Origin of the sequence: Pseudomonas sp. ADAK7, assembly GCF_012935675.1 — a bacterium.
Classification (GTDB): Bacteria; Pseudomonadota; Gammaproteobacteria; order Pseudomonadales; family Pseudomonadaceae; genus Aquipseudomonas.
This window is the reverse complement of the sequence record NZ_CP052861.1, coordinates 3,423,856-3,440,127: the sequence shown is the minus strand read 5'-3', so window position 1 is coordinate 3,440,127 and position 16,272 is coordinate 3,423,856. Positions and strand designations below refer to the sequence as shown.

At 59.2% G+C, this 16,272-nt stretch carries 12 protein-coding genes; 2 read left to right on the top strand and 10 right to left on the bottom strand.

All coding sequences use genetic code 11. The features are described 5' to 3' along the window. The first annotated feature begins 273 nt into the window (after positions 1-273). Positions 274-1,857: a peptide chain release factor 3 gene (locus HKK53_RS16065; RefSeq protein ID WP_054049990.1), complete on the top strand. Its 1,584-nt coding sequence runs from the start codon at positions 274-276 to the stop codon at positions 1,855-1,857. A gap of 380 nt (positions 1,858-2,237) precedes the next feature. Continuing rightward, positions 2,238-2,495: a hypothetical protein gene (locus HKK53_RS16060; RefSeq protein WP_169371630.1), complete on the top strand. Its 258-nt coding sequence runs from the start codon at positions 2,238-2,240 to the stop codon at positions 2,493-2,495. A 105-nt stretch (positions 2,496-2,600) separates the two neighbouring features. On the opposite strand, the gene HKK53_RS16055 is transcribed toward HKK53_RS16060, so the two are convergent. The 10 genes from HKK53_RS16055 to HKK53_RS16010 all read right to left on the bottom strand — a co-directional run bounded on the left by HKK53_RS16055 (position 2,601) and on the right by HKK53_RS16010 (position 16,174). Beyond that, positions 2,601-3,581 (bottom strand): peptide ABC transporter ATP-binding protein, encoded by a 981-nt coding sequence (locus HKK53_RS16055; protein WP_123516406.1) that lies wholly within the window; start codon positions 3,579-3,581, stop codon positions 2,601-2,603. Then, entirely contained in the window at positions 3,581-4,549 is a 969-nt protein-coding gene (locus tag HKK53_RS16050; RefSeq protein ID WP_169371629.1) for an ABC transporter ATP-binding protein, read from the bottom strand. The genes HKK53_RS16055 and HKK53_RS16050 overlap by 1 nt, the downstream gene beginning before the upstream one ends. A 10-nt stretch (positions 4,550-4,559) precedes the next feature. Continuing rightward, positions 4,560-5,471 carry an ABC transporter permease subunit gene (locus HKK53_RS16045; protein WP_169374250.1) on the bottom strand — a complete coding sequence of 304 codons (912 nt, stop codon included), beginning with the start codon at positions 5,469-5,471 and terminating at the stop codon, positions 4,560-4,562. A gap of 13 nt (positions 5,472-5,484) precedes the next feature. Next, positions 5,485-6,495, bottom strand: coding sequence for an ABC transporter permease subunit (locus HKK53_RS16040; RefSeq protein ID WP_054049982.1), 1,011 nt, complete (start codon positions 6,493-6,495; stop codon positions 5,485-5,487). Positions 6,496-6,569: 74 nt separating this feature from the next. After that, entirely contained in the window at positions 6,570-8,165 is a 1,596-nt protein-coding gene (locus HKK53_RS16035; RefSeq protein ID WP_169371628.1) for an ABC transporter substrate-binding protein, read from the bottom strand. A gap of 78 nt (positions 8,166-8,243) precedes the next feature. Further along, the gene (locus HKK53_RS16030; protein ID WP_169371627.1) at positions 8,244-9,620 is read right to left on the bottom strand and encodes an OprD family porin; all 1,377 of its coding nucleotides are present in this window, start codon (positions 9,618-9,620) and stop codon (positions 8,244-8,246) included. A gap of 172 nt (positions 9,621-9,792) precedes the next feature. Continuing rightward, a complete protein-coding gene (locus tag HKK53_RS16025; protein WP_169371626.1) occupies positions 9,793-11,394 on the bottom strand; it encodes an ABC transporter substrate-binding protein in 1,602 nt (533 codons plus the stop codon). A 297-nt stretch (positions 11,395-11,691) separates the two neighbouring features. Next, on the bottom strand, positions 11,692-13,317 hold the full coding sequence (locus tag HKK53_RS16020; protein ID WP_169371625.1) for an ABC transporter substrate-binding protein: 1,626 nt from the start codon (positions 13,315-13,317) through the stop codon (positions 11,692-11,694). A 259-nt stretch (positions 13,318-13,576) separates the two neighbouring features. Next, positions 13,577-15,178: an ABC transporter substrate-binding protein gene (locus tag HKK53_RS16015; RefSeq protein ID WP_169371624.1), complete on the bottom strand. Its 1,602-nt coding sequence runs from the start codon at positions 15,176-15,178 to the stop codon at positions 13,577-13,579. 273 nt (positions 15,179-15,451) lie between these two features. After that, a complete protein-coding gene (locus tag HKK53_RS16010) occupies positions 15,452-16,174 on the bottom strand; it encodes an SIMPL domain-containing protein (RefSeq protein WP_169371623.1) in 723 nt (240 codons plus the stop codon). Positions 16,175-16,272 lie beyond the last annotated feature (98 nt).

The window sequence follows — 16,272 nt, the reverse complement described above, 5'->3', positions numbered from 1 at the left end:
CTCTTCATGCTGGTAAAACCGCATGAGATCGAGCCATAAGCGCAGCCTCGTCAGGCTAACTTGCTGATTTATCAGCCCCTGGTACGAGTGCCGTAACAGGGGAGTGGACGTCTGCACCTTTTAAAAGGTTCCATAATTAGCAGCAATTAGCCACCCTTGATCTCCCAACGGTCCCGTTAATCGCCATGGGCGACAGGGCGAGCGGTGGTCCGTAACGCTCGGTTTGCGCTATACTCGCCGCCCTTTTTTGAATCACCTGCCAGGCGATTTCCCATGACCAAACAGGCCGCCGAAGTCGCGAAACGCCGCACTTTCGCCATTATTTCCCACCCCGATGCCGGTAAAACCACCATCACCGAGAAGCTCTTGCTGATGGGCAAGGCGATTGCGATTGCGGGCACGGTGAAGTCACGTAAATCCGACCGCCATGCGACGTCCGACTGGATGGAAATGGAAAAGCAGCGTGGTATCTCGATTACCACGTCGGTCATGCAGTTTCCGTACCGCGACCACATGATCAACCTGCTCGACACCCCGGGCCACGAAGACTTCTCCGAAGATACCTACCGCACCCTGACGGCGGTGGACTCGGCCTTGATGGTCCTCGACGGCGGTAAGGGTGTAGAGCCTCGGACCATCGCGCTGATGGACGTCTGCCGTCTGCGTGACACGCCGATCGTCAGCTTCATCAACAAACTCGACCGTGACATCCGCGACCCGATCGAACTGCTCGACGAAATCGAAGCAGTCCTGAAGATCAAGGCAGCGCCGATCACCTGGCCGATCGGTTGCTACCGCGACTTCAAGGGCGTGTATCACCTCGCTGACGACTACATCATCGTGTACACCGCCGGTCACGGCCACGAGCGCACCGATGTGAAAATCATCGAGAAGCTCGACTCCGATGAGGCACGCGCGCACCTCGGTGATGAATACGATCGCTTCGTCGATCAGCTGGAACTGGTGCAGGGCGCCTGTCACGAATTCAATCAACAGGAATTCCTCGACGGCCAACTGACCCCGGTGTTCTTCGGTACCGCACTGGGCAACTTCGGTGTCGATCACGTGCTCGACGCCGTGGTCAACTGGGCGCCGAAACCCCTGGCCCGTGTTGCCAACGAGCGCACCGTGGAACCGGTCGAAGAGAAATTCGCCGGCTTCGTGTTCAAGATCCAGGCGAACATGGACCCGAAACACCGCGACCGCATCGCCTTCATGCGTATCTGCTCCGGCAAATACGAAAAAGGCATGAAGATGCGCCACGTGCGCACCGGCAAGGACGTGCGGATCGGCGATGCGCTGACCTTCTTCTCCTCCGAGCGTGAGCAACTGGAAGAGGCCTTCGCCGGCGACATCATCGGTTTGCACAACCACGGCACCATCCAGATCGGCGACACCTTCACCGAAGGCGAAGTTCTGGGCTTCACCGGCATCCCGCACTTCGCCCCGGAACTGTTCCGCCGCGTACGCCTGCGTGATCCGCTGAAATCCAAGCAACTGCGCCAGGGCCTGCAGCAATTGGCGGAAGAGGGCGCGACCCAGGTGTTCTTCCCTGAGCGCAGCAACGACATCATCCTCGGTGCCGTTGGTGTGCTGCAGTTCGACGTGGTCGCCAGCCGCTTGAAAGAGGAATACAAGGTTGAGTGCTCCTACGAGCCGATCACCGTTTATTCCGCGCGCTGGATCGATTGCGACGATAAGAAGAAGCTTGAAGAGTTCAAGGTCAAGGCTGTGGAAAACCTGGCTATCGATGGCGGTGGTCACCTGACCTACCTGGCCCCGACCCGGGTCAACCTGGCGCTGATGGAAGAGCGCTGGCCGGACGTGAAATTCCGTGCGACCCGTGAACATCACTAAGCACTGATGGCTGTACCCGAAACCCCGTTGCGAGAGCTGCGGGGTTTTTTTATGTTCCGATTTTGGATAGTTGGATCGTTCCCACGCTCTGCGTGGGAATGCAGCCCGGGACGCTCCGCGTCCCAAGAGCGGACGCAGAGTGTCCATTGAGGCATTCCCACGCGGAGCGTAGGAACGATCAAGGTGTCGAACTCTGAAATTGCTGTTCGGCATAGTCCCTATTCCAAACCAATCTGCCCTGTAACGGCATTTCTGCCCATTCGTTAGCGTCCTATCTGGAGAACCCGGCCGATCGGAACTAGATTTCATTCAGCGCCACGGTACTCGGGTCATGCGCAGTCAGGCACTTATGCTGCATCTCAAAAAGGATGGAATCGGCTATGAGCATTTTTCAACGCATTGTGTTGTTGCTGAAGGTTTTGGTGATGCTGTCTGTGGGCATGTCGGCGGCGTGGGCCGATTGCCCGGCCCATGGTGAACAGGCTTCGAGCGGACAGGCGGTGCACACGGGAATGATGATCGCCAAGTCCGAATCGGAGGGCGGTGATAAGGGGCAGGGTGGCAGCGCCGATGATGACGACTCGACCACCGATGAGCCAGACACCGACGATGACGAAGAAGGCGACAGCCAGACCTAAACCGCAGGCAAAAGAAAACCCCTTCCACCGGACTGATGCGCAATCCAGGTAGAAGGGGTTTGGTCAACTCTTCAAACGCGCGCCCCGGTGACGGAGGCGCGTTTTTTATGCCGCGCCGTCGAGGAATTGCTCGGCGTAGTGGCAAGCCACCTGGCGGTTATCCAATGGCCGCAGCAATGGCTCTTCGGTGCTGCAACGCTCGGTCGCGTACGGGCAGCGCTTGTGGAACGCGCAGCCGGACGGCGGATTCAGCGGATTTGGCAACTCGCCGACGATCTTGATTTTCGGCTTGTTCGGGTCCGGGTGAATGGTCGGGGTGGCCGACAGCAACGCCTGGGTGTACGGGTGCAGCGGACGCTCGTAAATGTCGTTCTTCGGGCCCATTTCCACCGGGCGACCGAGGTACATCACCATCACGTCATCGGCCACATGCTGGACGACTGCCAGGTTGTGGGAGATGAACACGTAGGCGGTGTTGAACTCTTGCTGCAAATCCATGAACAGGTTCAGCACCTGCGCCTGGATCGACACGTCCAGCGCCGAGGTCGGTTCGTCCGCCACCAGCACTTTCGGTTGCAGCATCATGGCGCGAGCCAGGGCGATCCGCTGGCGCTGACCGCCGGAGAACATGTGCGGATAACGCTGGTAGTGCTCGGGACGCAAGCCCACCTGCTTCATCATTGCCTGGACTTTTTCGCGACGTTCGGCCGCCGACAGGTTGGTGTTGATCAGCAGCGGTTCGCCGAGCTGGTCACCGACTTTCTGCCGTGGGTTCAACGAGGCATAAGGGCTCTGGAACACCATCTGCACGTCTTTGCGCAGTTGCTTGCGCTGGGCCTTGTCGGCGCCGGTGACTTCCTGCCCGGCGATTTTCAAGGACCCGGAGGACGGCTCTTCGATCAGCGTCAGGGCGCGGGCCAGGGTGGATTTGCCGCAACCCGATTCGCCAACGACCGCGAGGGTCTTGCCGGCTTCCAGTTCGAACGACACACCGTTCAGGGCGCGGACGGTCGCATGGCCCTTGAACAGGCCACGGGACACCTCGTAGTGACGGGTCAGGTCGCGGGCGGTAAGTACGACGGCCATTACGCCACCTCCTGATTCAGCGGGTAGAAGCAGCGGGCGAGGCTGTTGCTTTTCGGGTCAAGGCCGGGACGTTGCTGGCGGCAGGAGTCCTGCACGTACGGGCAACGCGGCGACAGCAGGCAACCCTGCGGACGGTCATAACGACCGGGAACAATCCCCGGCAGCGTGGCCAGGCGCGTGGCGCCGAGGCTGTGCTCCGGAATCGCCTTGAGCAGCGCTTCGCTGTACGGGTGCGCCGGAATGTCGAACAGTTGCGGGACTTGACCAACTTCCACCGCTTGGCCGGCGTACATCACGCATACGCGTTGGGCGGTTTCGGCCACGACCGCGAGGTCGTGAGTGATCAGCACCAGGCCCATGTTCTGCTCTTTCTGCAGGGCCAGCAGCAGGTCCATGATCTGGGCCTGGATGGTCACGTCGAGGGCAGTGGTCGGTTCGTCGGCGATCAGCAGTTTCGGTTCGCCGGCAATCGCCATGGCGATTGCCACACGCTGGCTCATACCGCCGGACAGTTGGTGCGGGTAGGCCTCCATACGGCTGGCGGCGCCCGGGATTTCCACTTTTTCCAACAGTTCGATCGCACGCTTGCGCGCTTGCTTGCCGGACATCTTCAGGTGCAGGCGCAGCACTTCTTCGATCTGGAAACCGACGGTGTAGCTCGGGTTCAGCGCGGTCATCGGGTCCTGGAAGACCATGGCCAGGTCTTTGCCGACGATTTGCCGACGCTGACGGTTGCTGAGCTTGAGCATGTTCTTGCCGTCGAAATTCAGCGCGTCGGCGGTGACGATCCCCGGGTGTTCGATCAGGCCCATCAGCGCCATCATGGTCACGGATTTACCCGAACCCGACTCGCCAACGATGGCCAGTACTTCGCCTTTGTCCACGGAAATGTCGAGCCCGTCGACCACCGGAACGGCGTTCTTGTCGCCGAAGCGAACGTTGAGATTCTTGATTTCTAACAGTGACATTTGAATCTCCTCAGGCGGCGTTCTTGAGTTTCGGGTCCAGCGCATCGCGCAGGCCGTCGCCCATCAAGTTGATTGCCAGCACGCTGAGCAAAATGGTCAGGCCAGGCAGGCTTACCACCCACCAGGCGCGTTCGATGTAGTCGCGAGCCGAAGCCAGCATGGTGCCCCACTCAGGGGTTGGCGGTTGTACGCCAAGGCCGAGGAAGCCCAGGGCCGCGGCATCGAGAATCGCCGAGGAGAAGCTCAAGGTCGCTTGAACGATCAGTGGCGCCATGCAGTTGGGCAGCACGGTAACGAACATCAGGCGTGGCAGGCCGGCACCGGCGAGGCGCGCGGCGGTCACGTAGTCGCGGTTCAGTTCGCCCATCACCGCGGCGCGGGTCAGACGAACATAGGACGGCAACGAAACCACGGCGATGGCAATGATGGTGTTGATCAGGCCAGGGCCGAGGATGGCGACAATCGCCACGGCCAGCAGCAGGGACGGCAGGGCCAGCATGATGTCCATCAGGCGCATGATGGTCGGGCCGAGCACGCGCGGGAAGAACCCGGCGAACAGACCCAGCAGGATGCCCGGAATCAGCGACATCACCACCGACGACAAACCGATCAGCAAGGACAGGCGCGAACCGTTGATCAGCCGCGACAGCAGGTCGCGACCCAGTTCATCGGTGCCAAGCAGGAACTGGATTTGCCCACCTTCCAGCCAGGACGGCGGGGTCAGCAGGAAATCACGGTATTGCTCGCTCGGGTTATGCGGAGCAACCCACGGCGCGAAGATCGCGCAGAAAATCACCAGCAGCATGAACATCAGGCCGGCAACGGCGCCTTTGTTCTTGGAAAACGCTTGCCAGAATTCTTTGTACGGAGACGGGTACAGCAGGCTTTGATCGACTGCTACCGCTGGAATTGAAGTGGTCATGGTCATGATGATCTCAGCGCTGATGGCGAATGCGTGGGTTGGCAAAGCCGTAGAGGATGTCGACTACGAAGTTGACCAGAATCACCAGGCAGGCGATTAACAGGATGCCGTTCTGCACCACGGGATAGTCCCGTGCGCCAATGGCTTCGATCAGCCATTTGCCGATGCCGGGCCAGGAGAAGATGGTTTCGGTCAGGACCGCACCGGCCAACAGCGTGCCGACTTGCAGGCCGACCACGGTCAATACCGGAATCAGCGCGTTGCGCAGGCCGTGCACGAACACCACGCGCGCCGGCGACAGGCCTTTGGCGCGGGCGGTACGGATGTAGTCTTCACGCAGCACTTCGAGCATCGACGAACGGGTCATCCGCGCAATTACCGCCAGCGGGATGGTGCCGAGCACGATGGCCGGCAGAATCAGGTGATGCAGGGCATCGAAGAAGGCGCCCACGTCATCGGCGAGCAAGGTGTCGATGAGCATGAAGCCGGTGCGTGGCTCGATGTCATAGAGCAGGTCGATCCGCCCGGACACCGGGGTCCAGCCGAGGGACACCGAGAAGAACATGATCAGGATCAGGCCCCACCAGAAGATCGGCATCGAATATCCCGCCAGGGAGATGCCCATTACCCCATGGTCGAACAGGGATCCTCGCTTGAGTGCCGCGATCACCCCGGCCAGGAGGCCCAGGATGCCGGCGAACAACAGCGCGGCCATGGACAGTTCCAGGGTCGCAGGGAATAGAGAGCTGAACTCGGTCCAGACACTTTCACGGGTACGCAGGGATTCGCCAAGGTCGCCGTGGGCCAACTTGCCGATGTAATCCAGGTATTGGGCATACAGGGGTTTGTTCAGACCAAGGCGTTCCATTGCCTGGGCGTGCATTTCGGGGTCGACCCGACGTTCGCCCATCATTACTTCCACGGGGTCGCCCGGAATCATGCGAATCAACGCGAAAGTCAGCAGGGTGATGCCGAAAAACGTGGGGATCAACAACCCCAGTCGGCGGGCAATAAAACTAAACATCTTGTGTGCTACCTCATCAGCCGGTTAGGCGTGCCTGGCGTCCCTGGAGTCAGGGACGCCGGGAGTTTTCTTATCTACTTCACCTGGGTGGTGGCGAAGTTATTAGTGGTGAGGGGGCTAATGTGGTAGCCCTCTACGTTGTTGCGCATTGCGGTGAACATACGGGTGTGGGCCATGCTGATCCACGGTTGGTCCTGGTTAAAGACCTCCTGGGCTTGTTCGTATAGCTTGGCGCGTTCGGCCGGATCTACTTTAGCGCGGGCTTCATCGATCAGTGCCTGGAATTTCTCGCTGCACCAGCGCGCGTAGTTTTCGCCGTTTTTGGCCGCCTCGCAACTGAGCATAGGCGTCAGGAAGTTATCCGGGTCGCCGTTGTCGCCCGCCCATCCGGCGGAAACCATGTCGTGCTCGCCGTTTTTGGCGCGCTTGAGCATCTCGCCCCATTCCATGACGCGAATGTCGATCTTGATCCCGACCTTGGCCAGGTCAGCCTGCATCATCTGCGCGCCGAGCATCGGGTTCGGGTTGGTCGGACCGCCGCCGTTACGGGTGAACAGGGTGAATGAGGTACCTTCCGGTACGCCGGCTTCCTTGAGCAGGGCGCGCGCCTTGTCGAGGTCACGTGGCGGGTTCTTCAGGTCGTGGTTGTAACCCAGCAGGGTGTCCGGGTACGGGTTGACCGCCACGGTCGCATTGCCTTTGCCGAACAGCGCATTGACGTAAGCCGCCTTGTCGAAGGCGATGTCGATGGCTTTGCGCACCCGCACGTCGCTCATGTACTTGTGGGTGGTGTTCATGGCGATGTACGAAACGGTCATCGCGTTCAGTTCATCAACCTTCAGGTTGGTGTCTTTCTTGATGCTCGGGATGTCATCCGGTTTCGGATACAGCGCGATCTGGCACTCGTTGGCCTTGAGCTTTTGCAGGCGCACGTTGTTGTCGGTGGCGATGGCCAGGATCAGCGCTTCTGCCGGCGGCTTGCCACGGAAGTACTCCGGGTTGGCCTTGAAGCGGACTTGAGCGTCCTTGGCGTAACGCTGGAAGATGAACGGGCCGGTGCCGATTGGCTTGTTGTTCAGGTCGCCAGTCTTGTTGGCCTTGAGCAACTGGTCGGCGTACTCGGCGGAGTAGATCGAGGAGAAGGCCATGGCGATGTCTGCCAGGAATGGCGCTTCGCGACGGGTCAACGTGAACTTGACCGTGTTGTCGTCAACTTTCTCGACGCTTTTGAGCAGTTCCTTGAAGCCCATGCTTTCAAAGTACGGGAAGCCCACGCTCGACAGTTTGTGCCACGGGTGATTCGGGTCCAGCTGACGCTGGAAGCTCCAGACCACGTCGTCGGCGTTCATGTCGCGGGTCGGTTTGAAGTAATCGGTGGTGTGGAACTTGACGCCTTTACGCAGGTGGAACGTGTAGCTCAGACCGTCCTCGCTGATGTCCCAGGAGTCGGCCAGTGCCGGAATCACTTCGGTGGTGCCGGGCTTGAAGTCCGCCAGACGATTGAAGATGGTTTCGGCCACCGCATCGGCTGTGACTGCAGTCGTGTACTGGACCATGTCGAAGCCTTCCGGACTGGCTTCGGTGCAGACCACCAAGGGTTTGGCCGAGACGCCAACAGCGACACTCAGCAACGCGGCAGCGATGGCCGCACGTAGGGGAAGCATTTTCATCAAGAACCCTCTGCAATCGGTTGAACAGATAAAAGCCCAACGGCTGACTCGTCATGAGTCAACCGCCGGGCAGTGTTTTTACAAAATCTTGAACGGGATGGTGGTCACGAGACGGAACTCGTTGATGCTGCCATCAGCCTGGTTATCGCTGGCACGGTGAGTGGTGTAGGTCGCGCGCACGGTGGTCGCTTTAAGCGGACCGCTCTGCACGGCGTACGCCGTACCGATGCCGTATTCATAGTGGTTCTCGCCGTCCATGTTGCGAACGTCGTAGGCGGTGCCGGTGTAGTGAGTACCGTCGATGCCCCAGCCGCGAGCGCTGTAGACGTTGAACTTCAGGCCTGGCACGCCGTATTCGGCCATGTTCAGGCCGTAGGCGATCTGGAACGATTTTTCGTTCGGGCCGTTGAAGTCGGACAGCAGGGAGTTGGCCAGGTAGATGCCGTTGGTTTCGTGCAGGTAGTCGAAGTACTCGTTACCGTTCACTTCCTGGTACGAGAAGGTCAGGCTGTGGGCCTGGTGAGTCAGGCCCAGCGACAGCGAGTAGGTGTCGTTGTCGATTTCACCCATCAACTTTTTGCCTTCGTCGACGGTCTTGTAGTAGTTCAGGCCGGTGGTCAGGCTCAGGACCGAGCTGTCGCCCAGTTCATGAGTGGCGCCGAAGTAGTACTGGTTCCAGAAGTCTTCGACGTTGGTCGCGTACAGGCTGGTCTTCAGGCTTTTGAACGGCTGGTAGTTCAGGCCAGCGGTGTTCACGTGGTCGGTTTCGACGCCGGTGGCGCTGTATTCACTGCGGAATTTCGACAGGCTCTGCTCGGTACGTGGCGACACGCGATCGAAGGTGCCGAGGTCGAACGACAGGTTGTCGAACTCTTCGCTGTGAATGGTCACACCTTCAAAGCTCGAAGGCAGCGGACGGTTGCCGATGACGTCGACGATCGGGCTGCTGAAGTTCTGGCGGCCGGCGGTCAGGGTGGTGTTGGAAATACGCGCCTTGACGTTGGCCAGGCCGAGTTTGCTCCACTGATCCACGGCGTCGCCGTTGGAGTGAGCCAGGGTACGGTTGGAGCCGCCCTTGATGTCTTCACGGCTGCGATCCAGCGCCAGGGCGTTGTAGGCCGCGACTTCGGTGGCGAAACCCACGGTGCCTTGGGTGAAGCCCGAGGTGTAGTTCAGGATGGTGCCCTGAACCCAGTTGATACGACGCGAACCGGTCAAGTCTTCGCCGTGTCTTTCGTAGCCGAAAGTGCCGCCGCGACGTTTCAGTTCGTTGGCGTACCAGTTACGGGTAGTACCCGAGAGGCTCTGGCCATCGATGAAACCTTTGGCTTCCGACTGGGAGTTGGTGCTGGCCAGTTGCGTTGGAACGAATTCCTGGCTTTGGGTTTCTGCGTAAGCCGTGGCGGTTACGCTGCTGATGGCCAGGGCCAAAATCGCGGTGCTGCTCAGTTTCATGGGTGAAGCTCCTTTCTTTCTTTTTTTTAATGCCGGTCTTTTTTGGTGATCCGGCTATTTGGTTTGAACTCATTCAAGGCATCGCAAACGTTTGCTGTAGGCCTGATTGGCGAATTAAGGCAACACGCTTGCGTGAGGACGGAATCCGTCCTCAGCGTTTCTGGCTATCCGGTTATTTTTCTATGCTGACACCCGAGAACACGTTGCGACCAAAGGGGCTGACCTTGAACCCTTCGATTTTGGCGCTTAACGGCTGGTTGACCGTCGAGTGAGCGATAGGCGTGATCGGCACTTGCTGCTTGAGCAATTGCTGCGCCTGTTTGTAAAGCACGGTGCGCTGGTCACGGTCGGTGACGACTTTGGCCTGCTTGACCAGCTTGTCGTAAGCCGGGTCACACCACATGGAGTAGTTGTTGCCGCCAATGGCGTCGCAGCTGTACAGCGTGCCGAGCCAGTTGTCCGGGTCGCCGTTGTCACCGGTCCAGCCGATCAGGCTGACGTCGTGTTCGCCATTCTTGGTGCGCTTGATGTACTCGCCCCATTCGTAGCTGACGATGTTGACCTTGAGGCCGATCTTCGCCCAGTCCGCCTGGAGCATCTCGGCCATCAACTTGGCGTTGGGGTTGTACGGGCGCTGGACCGGCATGGCCCAGAGGGTGATTTCGGTGCCTTCCTTGACGCCGGCAGCCTTGAGCAATTCCTTGGCTTTTTCCGGGTTGTAGGCGGCGTCTTTGATGGTGTCATCGTAGGACCATTGGGTCGGCGGCATGGCGTTAACTGCCAACTGCCCGGCGCCCTGGTACACGGCGTTGAGAATGCTTTGCTTGTTCACCGCCATGTCCAGCGCCTGGCGCACTTCGAGCTGGTCGAACGGTTTGTGCCGCACGTTATAGGCGATGTAGCCAAGGTTGAAACCGGGCTTCTCGATCAGCTTGAGTTTCGGGTCGTTCTTCAGCGCAGTCACGTCGGCAGGGCGCGGGTGCAGGGTGATCTGGCATTCGTTGGCCTTGAGCTTCTGCACCCGCACCGAGGCGTCGGTGTTGATGGCGAAAATCAGGTTGTCGAGCTTGACCCGGCTCGGGTCCCAGTACTGCTTGTTGCCGCTGTAGCGGATGTTGGAATCTTTCTGGTAGCTCTTGAACACGAACGGCCCGGTGCCGATCGGTTTCTGGTTGATGTCGCTCGGCTTGCCGTCGGCCAACAGTTTGCCGGCGTATTCGGCCGAGAGGATGGCGGCGAAGCTCATGGCGAGGTTCTGGATGAACGCGGCGTCCACGCTGTTGAGCGTCATGACCACGGTCAGCGGCCCGGTCTTTTCGACCTTGGCGATGTTCTTGTTCAGGCTCATCCCGTTGAAATACGGAAACTCGGTCGGGTAAGCCTTACGGAAAGGTTGTTGTGGATCGAGCATGCGATTGAACGTGAACAGCACGTCATCGGCATTGAAATCACGGGTCGGCGTGAAGTAAGGCGTGGTGTGGAACTTCACCCCTTCGCGCAGGTGGAAGGTGTACACGAGGCCGTCTTCAGAAATATCCCACTGGGTGGCGAGACCCGGTACGACGTTGGTCGCGCCTTTTTCAAACTCTGCCAGTCGGTTGTACAGCGGCTCGGCGGCGTCGTTATCGGTCGCAGTGGTGTACTGCGCCGTGTCGAAACCGGCGGGGCTGCCCTCAGAGCAGAATACCAGGCTGTTGTTGGCGGCCTGGCTGATGGAAGTGCCGGCCAACAGGCCGGTGCCCAGCAATGCGGATAAAACCAAGGTATGGCGCATGACGCTCCCTCTTTTTAGTGTTTAACAATGAGCCGCCGTCCCGTCCAGGGACGTGGAGGCTTCATTGATCTCAAACCATCTGCAGCAAACCGAGGGCCCACGCATGAACTGGTCAGATCCCGACGGTATGGGCCGTGGGTCTGGCAGTAAATGCGGAAAGGCCTGAAAAACGCGTAGGAAAAGCCGACATGTCCTAAACCCCTGCTGTCATAAGCAGCGGATTTGGCTGTCAGTTAATTCCTACATTCCCGGCAGATAAAGCAACGGCGACGTTAAACACGTCGCCGTTGCCAAATCTTATTTGCTGACGCTGACGCCGTAGAAGGAGTTCAAGCCGAATGGGCTGATCTTGAAGTCCTGCACGGTGGTGCGCATGGGTTGATACACCGTCGAGTGTGCGATAGGTGTCATTGGAACTGCATCTTTGAGGACGTGTTGCGCCTGTTTGTACAGTTCGGTGCGCTTGCCCTGGTCGGTCGTGCGCTTGGCTTCTTTGACGAGGCCATCGAACTTCTTGTCGCACCACTTGGAGAAGTTGTTGCCGCTCAGCGAGTCGCAGCCGAACAGAACGTTGAGCCAGTTGTCCGGATCACCATTGTCGCCGCTCCAGCCAATGATCATGGCCTGGTTCTCGCCGCCTTTGGAACGCTTGATGTACTCGCCCCATTCGTAGCTGGTGATCTTCACGTTCAGGCCGATTTTCTTCCAGTCGGACTGCAGCATTTCAGCCATCAGCTTGGCGTTCGGGTTGTACGGACGCTGTACCGGCATCGCCCACAGGACGATCTCGGTGCCTTCCTTGACGCCAGCTTCCTTGAGCAGCGCCTTGGCTTTCTCAGGGTCGTACTTGGCGTCTTTGATGGTGGTGTCGTAGGACCACTGGGTTGGCGGCATGGCGTTGACGGCCAGTTGGCCCGCGCCCTGGTAAACCGAATCAATGATCTGTGGCTTGTTGACGGCCATGTCCAGCGCCTGACGAACGCGCAGGTCTGCCAGCGGGTTCGGCTCGTTGCTGCCCTTGACCTTGTCCATCACGTTGTAGGCGATGTAGCCCAGGTTGAAACCGGCCTGGTCAGGCATCTTCAGGGTTTTGTCTTCTTTCAGCGCTTTCAGGTCGGCTGGACGAGGGAACAGAGTGATCTGGCACTCGTTCTTCTTCAACTTCTGCATGCGCACCGACGGGTCGGTGGTAATGGCGAAGATCAGGTTGTCGATCTTGACGTCGTCAGGCTTCCAGTAGTCCTTGTTCCCGGTGTAGCGGATGTTGGAGTCTTTCTGGTAGCTCTTGAACACGAAAGGACCAGTGCCGACCGGCTTCTGGTTGATGTCGGCGGCCTTGCCTTCCTTGAGCAGCTGGGCAGCGTACTCGGCGGACTGGACCGAAGCGAAACTCATGGCCATGTTCTGGATGAACGCGGCATCGACTTCTTTCAAGGTGAACTTGACGGTGTGGTCGTCGACTTTATCGATCTTGGTGATGTTGGTGTCCATCCCCATGTCGGTGAAGTACGGGAATTCGGTCGGGTACGCTTTGCGGAACGGATCATCCTTGTTAATCATGCGATTAAAGGTGAACAGCACGTCGTCGGCGTTGAACTCACGAGTAGGCTTGAAGTACGGGGTGGTGTGGAACTTGACGCCTTCACGCAGGTGGAAGGTGTACGTCAGGCCGTCCGGGGTAATGTCCCAGCTGGTCGCCAGACCAGGAATGACAGCGGTGCCGCCCCGTTCGAACTGGGTCAAACGGTTGAACATGGTTTCTGCAGAGGCGTCGAAGTCGGTTCCGGTGGTGTACTGACCAGGATCAAAACCGGCCGGGCTCCCTTCGGAGCAAAACACCAGGTTAGTCGCCGCTTGGGCGAAAGGTGCGGCAGCTAATAAGCTGGCGCCGACTAAAAACGGAATGACCGCGTGTTTAAGCATGGTGGCCTCATGATTTGTTGTCATTTTTGGAATTAGAGGACGACCTCGTGAGTCGTGCCTGCGGATACTTATGCAGGGGCCATACCCATTGCAAGATCCAGAACGGCCACAAGTCTTAAACAGTGGCACGAACGTACCTTAATGTCGCATATGTATAAATATTGACGCATTTGACCGTTTGCGCACGTTTTTTACGGTGCAAACGGCGCCCCACGAAGGGGCGTCGGGCACGTATGGCGCACCCGCCTGGGGCGCGGTGTTACTTATTTATACCCACGCCATAGAAGGGTGTGAGGCCAAAAGGGCTGATCTTGAAGTCGGTCACTTCCTTGCGCAAAGGCTGGAACACCGTCGAATTGGCGATCGGTGTGATAGGCACTTGTTGCTTCAGGATTTTTTGCGCCTGTTGGTAGAGTTTGACCCGTTCGTCACGGTCGGTTGAAACCTTGGCTTGCTGGACCAGTTTGTCGTAGGCCGGGTCGCACCACTTGGCGTAGTTGCTACCTTTCACCGCAGCGCAGCTGTAAAGCACGCCGAGCCAGTTATCCGGGTCGCCGTTGTCGCCGGTCCAGCCGTAGATCATTGCGTCGTGTTCACCGTTCTTGGCGCGCTTGATGTACTCGCCCCACTCGTAGCTGACGATGTTGGCCTTGATCCCGACCTTTTCCCAATCCTGCTGGATCATCTGCGCCGACATCCGCGCGTTCGGGTTGGAGGCACGCTGCACGGTCATGGCCCATAAATTAATGGTCGTACCGGGTGCAACCCCTGCTTCCTTTAGTAGCGCCTTGGCCTTGGTCGGATCGTGGGGTGCGTCCTTGATGTTCGGATCAAACGACCATTGCGCTGGCGGCAGGGCGTTTTGCGCGAGTTGCCCGGCGCTCTGGTAGACGGCTTTGATGATCGCGGGCTTGTCGATGGCCATGTCCAGCGCCTGACGGACCTTGAGCTGGTCCAGCGGCGGATGGGTCACGTTGTAGGCGAGGAAACCGAGGTTGAAACCGGCCTGCTTGAGCACCGTCAGGTTCGGGTCTTTTTCCATGACTTCGATGTCGGCCGGGCGCGGGTAGCCGCTGACCTGGCATTCACCGGCCTTGAGCTTCTGCAAACGCACCGCGGCGTCCGGGGTGATCGAGAACACCAGGTTGTCGATTTTCACATCCTCGGGTTTCCAGTACGCCGTGTTACCGGCGTAGCGGATCTGCGAGTCCTTCTGATAACGCTTGAACACGAACGGGCCAGTGCCGATCGGCTTCTGGTTGATATCCGCCGCCTTGCCTTCCTTTAATAGCTGCGCGCCGTATTCCGCAGACTGCACCGAGGCAAAGCTCATGGCCAGGTTCTGGATGAACGCGGCGTCGATGTTGTTCAGGCTGAAGCGCACGGTGTGCTCGTCGATCTTGTCGACGCTCTTGATCGTCTTGTTCAGGTCCATGTCGGTGAAGTACGGCGACTCGGCGGGGTAGGCCTTGCGGAACGGATTCTCCGGGTCGAGCAAGCGCTGGAAAGTGAACAGCACGTCGTCGGCGCTGAAATCCCGGGTCGGGGTGAAGTAGTCGGTGGTGTGGAACTTCACGCCCTCGCGCAGGTGGAAGGTGTAGGCGAGTCCGTCCTTGCTCACATCCCAGCTCGACGCCAGCCCAGGCTCAACTTCGGTGCCGCCGCGCTTGAATTGGGTGAGACGGTTGAAGACTGTTTCGGCCGAGGCGTCGAAGTCGGTGCCGCTGGTGTACTGGCTGGGGTCGAAACCGGCGGGGCTGGCTTCGGAGCAGTAGACCAGGGTGGTGGCGGCTTGGGCGAATGGCGCGGTGGTGGCTAAGGCGAGGGCGAACAGAAGCGGTTTGACGGTGGTTCTTTCCATGGAGTCCCCGGGGGATTTGGGTAGCGGTATACCCCTGAGAGTAGCTGTGTTGACGGGTCGGGCGGAAATATCGTTTTTTGAGGGTGACCCCTCTATCCGGGCATAGATGGGTGAGTAGCGGGTCGGTTACGGCGATTGATCGTTCCCACGCTCTGCGTGGGAATGCCTCCCCGGACGCTCCGCGTCCGCTCTTGGGACGCAGAGCGTCCCTTGCTGCATTCCCACGCGGAGCGTGGGAACGATCAGGCGCTCTGGTGTGTACGGGCTACTGAATCAAGGCGTCATCAACACTTCAATCGAGCCATCCGCCGTCATGCTGACCTGGCTGGTACCTGCCTCGACATCCGGCGTTACCGGCGCCGAGTCCATGCCCGCCGCCGCTTTCATCATCATCGGCCCACGCATGTACGGTTGTGGATAACCGTTGCTGTTCAGGTTCAGGTTGACGATTTTGTAACCCTTGCCGCCCAGCGCATCGGTGGCCAGTTGTGCGCGAGCCTTGAACGCGGTGACGGCGTCTTTGAGCAGCGCGTCTTCGCTGGCTTTGCGGGTTGGCGTGGCGATGGCGAAGTCCATGCCGCCCATTTTCAGGTCGGTGAGCAGTTCGCCGGTCAGTTTCGACAGGACGGCGAAGTCCGAGCTTTCCAGGCGCAGCTCAGCGCGTTCACGCCAGCCGGTGATTTTCTGGCCCTTGGTGTCGTAGATCGGGTAGCTGTTGCGGCTGCCCTGGCGCAGGGTGATGTCTTTGACCTGCTTGGCCTGCCCCAGCGCCTTGTTCATGGTAGTGCTGACATCGGCGGCGAGTTTGGCCGGGTCGGCGTTTTGCTCTTCGGTATAGAGGGTCACGATCATCAGGTCGCGGGCCACTTCCTGGCTGACTTCGGCGCGCAGGGAAATCTGGTTGTAATGCAGCTCGTCGGCGGCCAGGGCCGGAAGGCTGGCGACGGTGCCCACGCTGAGGGCGAGGAGGGCGGCGCTGCGGCGCAATGTGTGCATGAAAAGCTCCTTGGGCGATGCGCAGGTGTGAGGTCCGAGCCTGCGTGAAACCATCAGACTCTAGCTTTAATGATCCGGTTCGCACAGTTACAACTTCT

Coding starts and splice junctions, on each gene's coding strand:
- HKK53_RS16045 (WP_169374250.1), bottom strand. CDS start 5,471: ATGACCACTTCAATTCCAGCGGTAGCAGTCGATCAAAGCCTGCTGTAC.
- HKK53_RS16050 (WP_169371629.1), bottom strand. CDS start 4,549: ATGTCACTGTTAGAAATCAAGAATCTCAACGTTCGCTTCGGCGACAAG.
- HKK53_RS16060 (WP_169371630.1), top strand. CDS start 2,238: ATGAGCATTTTTCAACGCATTGTGTTGTTGCTGAAGGTTTTGGTGATG.
- HKK53_RS16055 (WP_123516406.1), bottom strand. CDS start 3,581: ATGGCCGTCGTACTTACCGCCCGCGACCTGACCCGTCACTACGAGGTG.
- HKK53_RS16035 (WP_169371628.1), bottom strand. CDS start 8,165: ATGAAAATGCTTCCCCTACGTGCGGCCATCGCTGCCGCGTTGCTGAGT.
- HKK53_RS16030 (WP_169371627.1), bottom strand. CDS start 9,620: ATGAAACTGAGCAGCACCGCGATTTTGGCCCTGGCCATCAGCAGCGTA.
- HKK53_RS16010 (WP_169371623.1), bottom strand. CDS start 16,174: ATGCACACATTGCGCCGCAGCGCCGCCCTCCTCGCCCTCAGCGTGGGC.
- HKK53_RS16025 (WP_169371626.1), bottom strand. CDS start 11,394: ATGCGCCATACCTTGGTTTTATCCGCATTGCTGGGCACCGGCCTGTTG.
- HKK53_RS16015 (WP_169371624.1), bottom strand. CDS start 15,178: ATGGAAAGAACCACCGTCAAACCGCTTCTGTTCGCCCTCGCCTTAGCC.
- HKK53_RS16040 (WP_054049982.1), bottom strand. CDS start 6,495: ATGTTTAGTTTTATTGCCCGCCGACTGGGGTTGTTGATCCCCACGTTT.
- HKK53_RS16020 (WP_169371625.1), bottom strand. CDS start 13,317: ATGCTTAAACACGCGGTCATTCCGTTTTTAGTCGGCGCCAGCTTATTA.
- HKK53_RS16065 (WP_054049990.1), top strand. CDS start 274: ATGACCAAACAGGCCGCCGAAGTCGCGAAACGCCGCACTTTCGCCATT.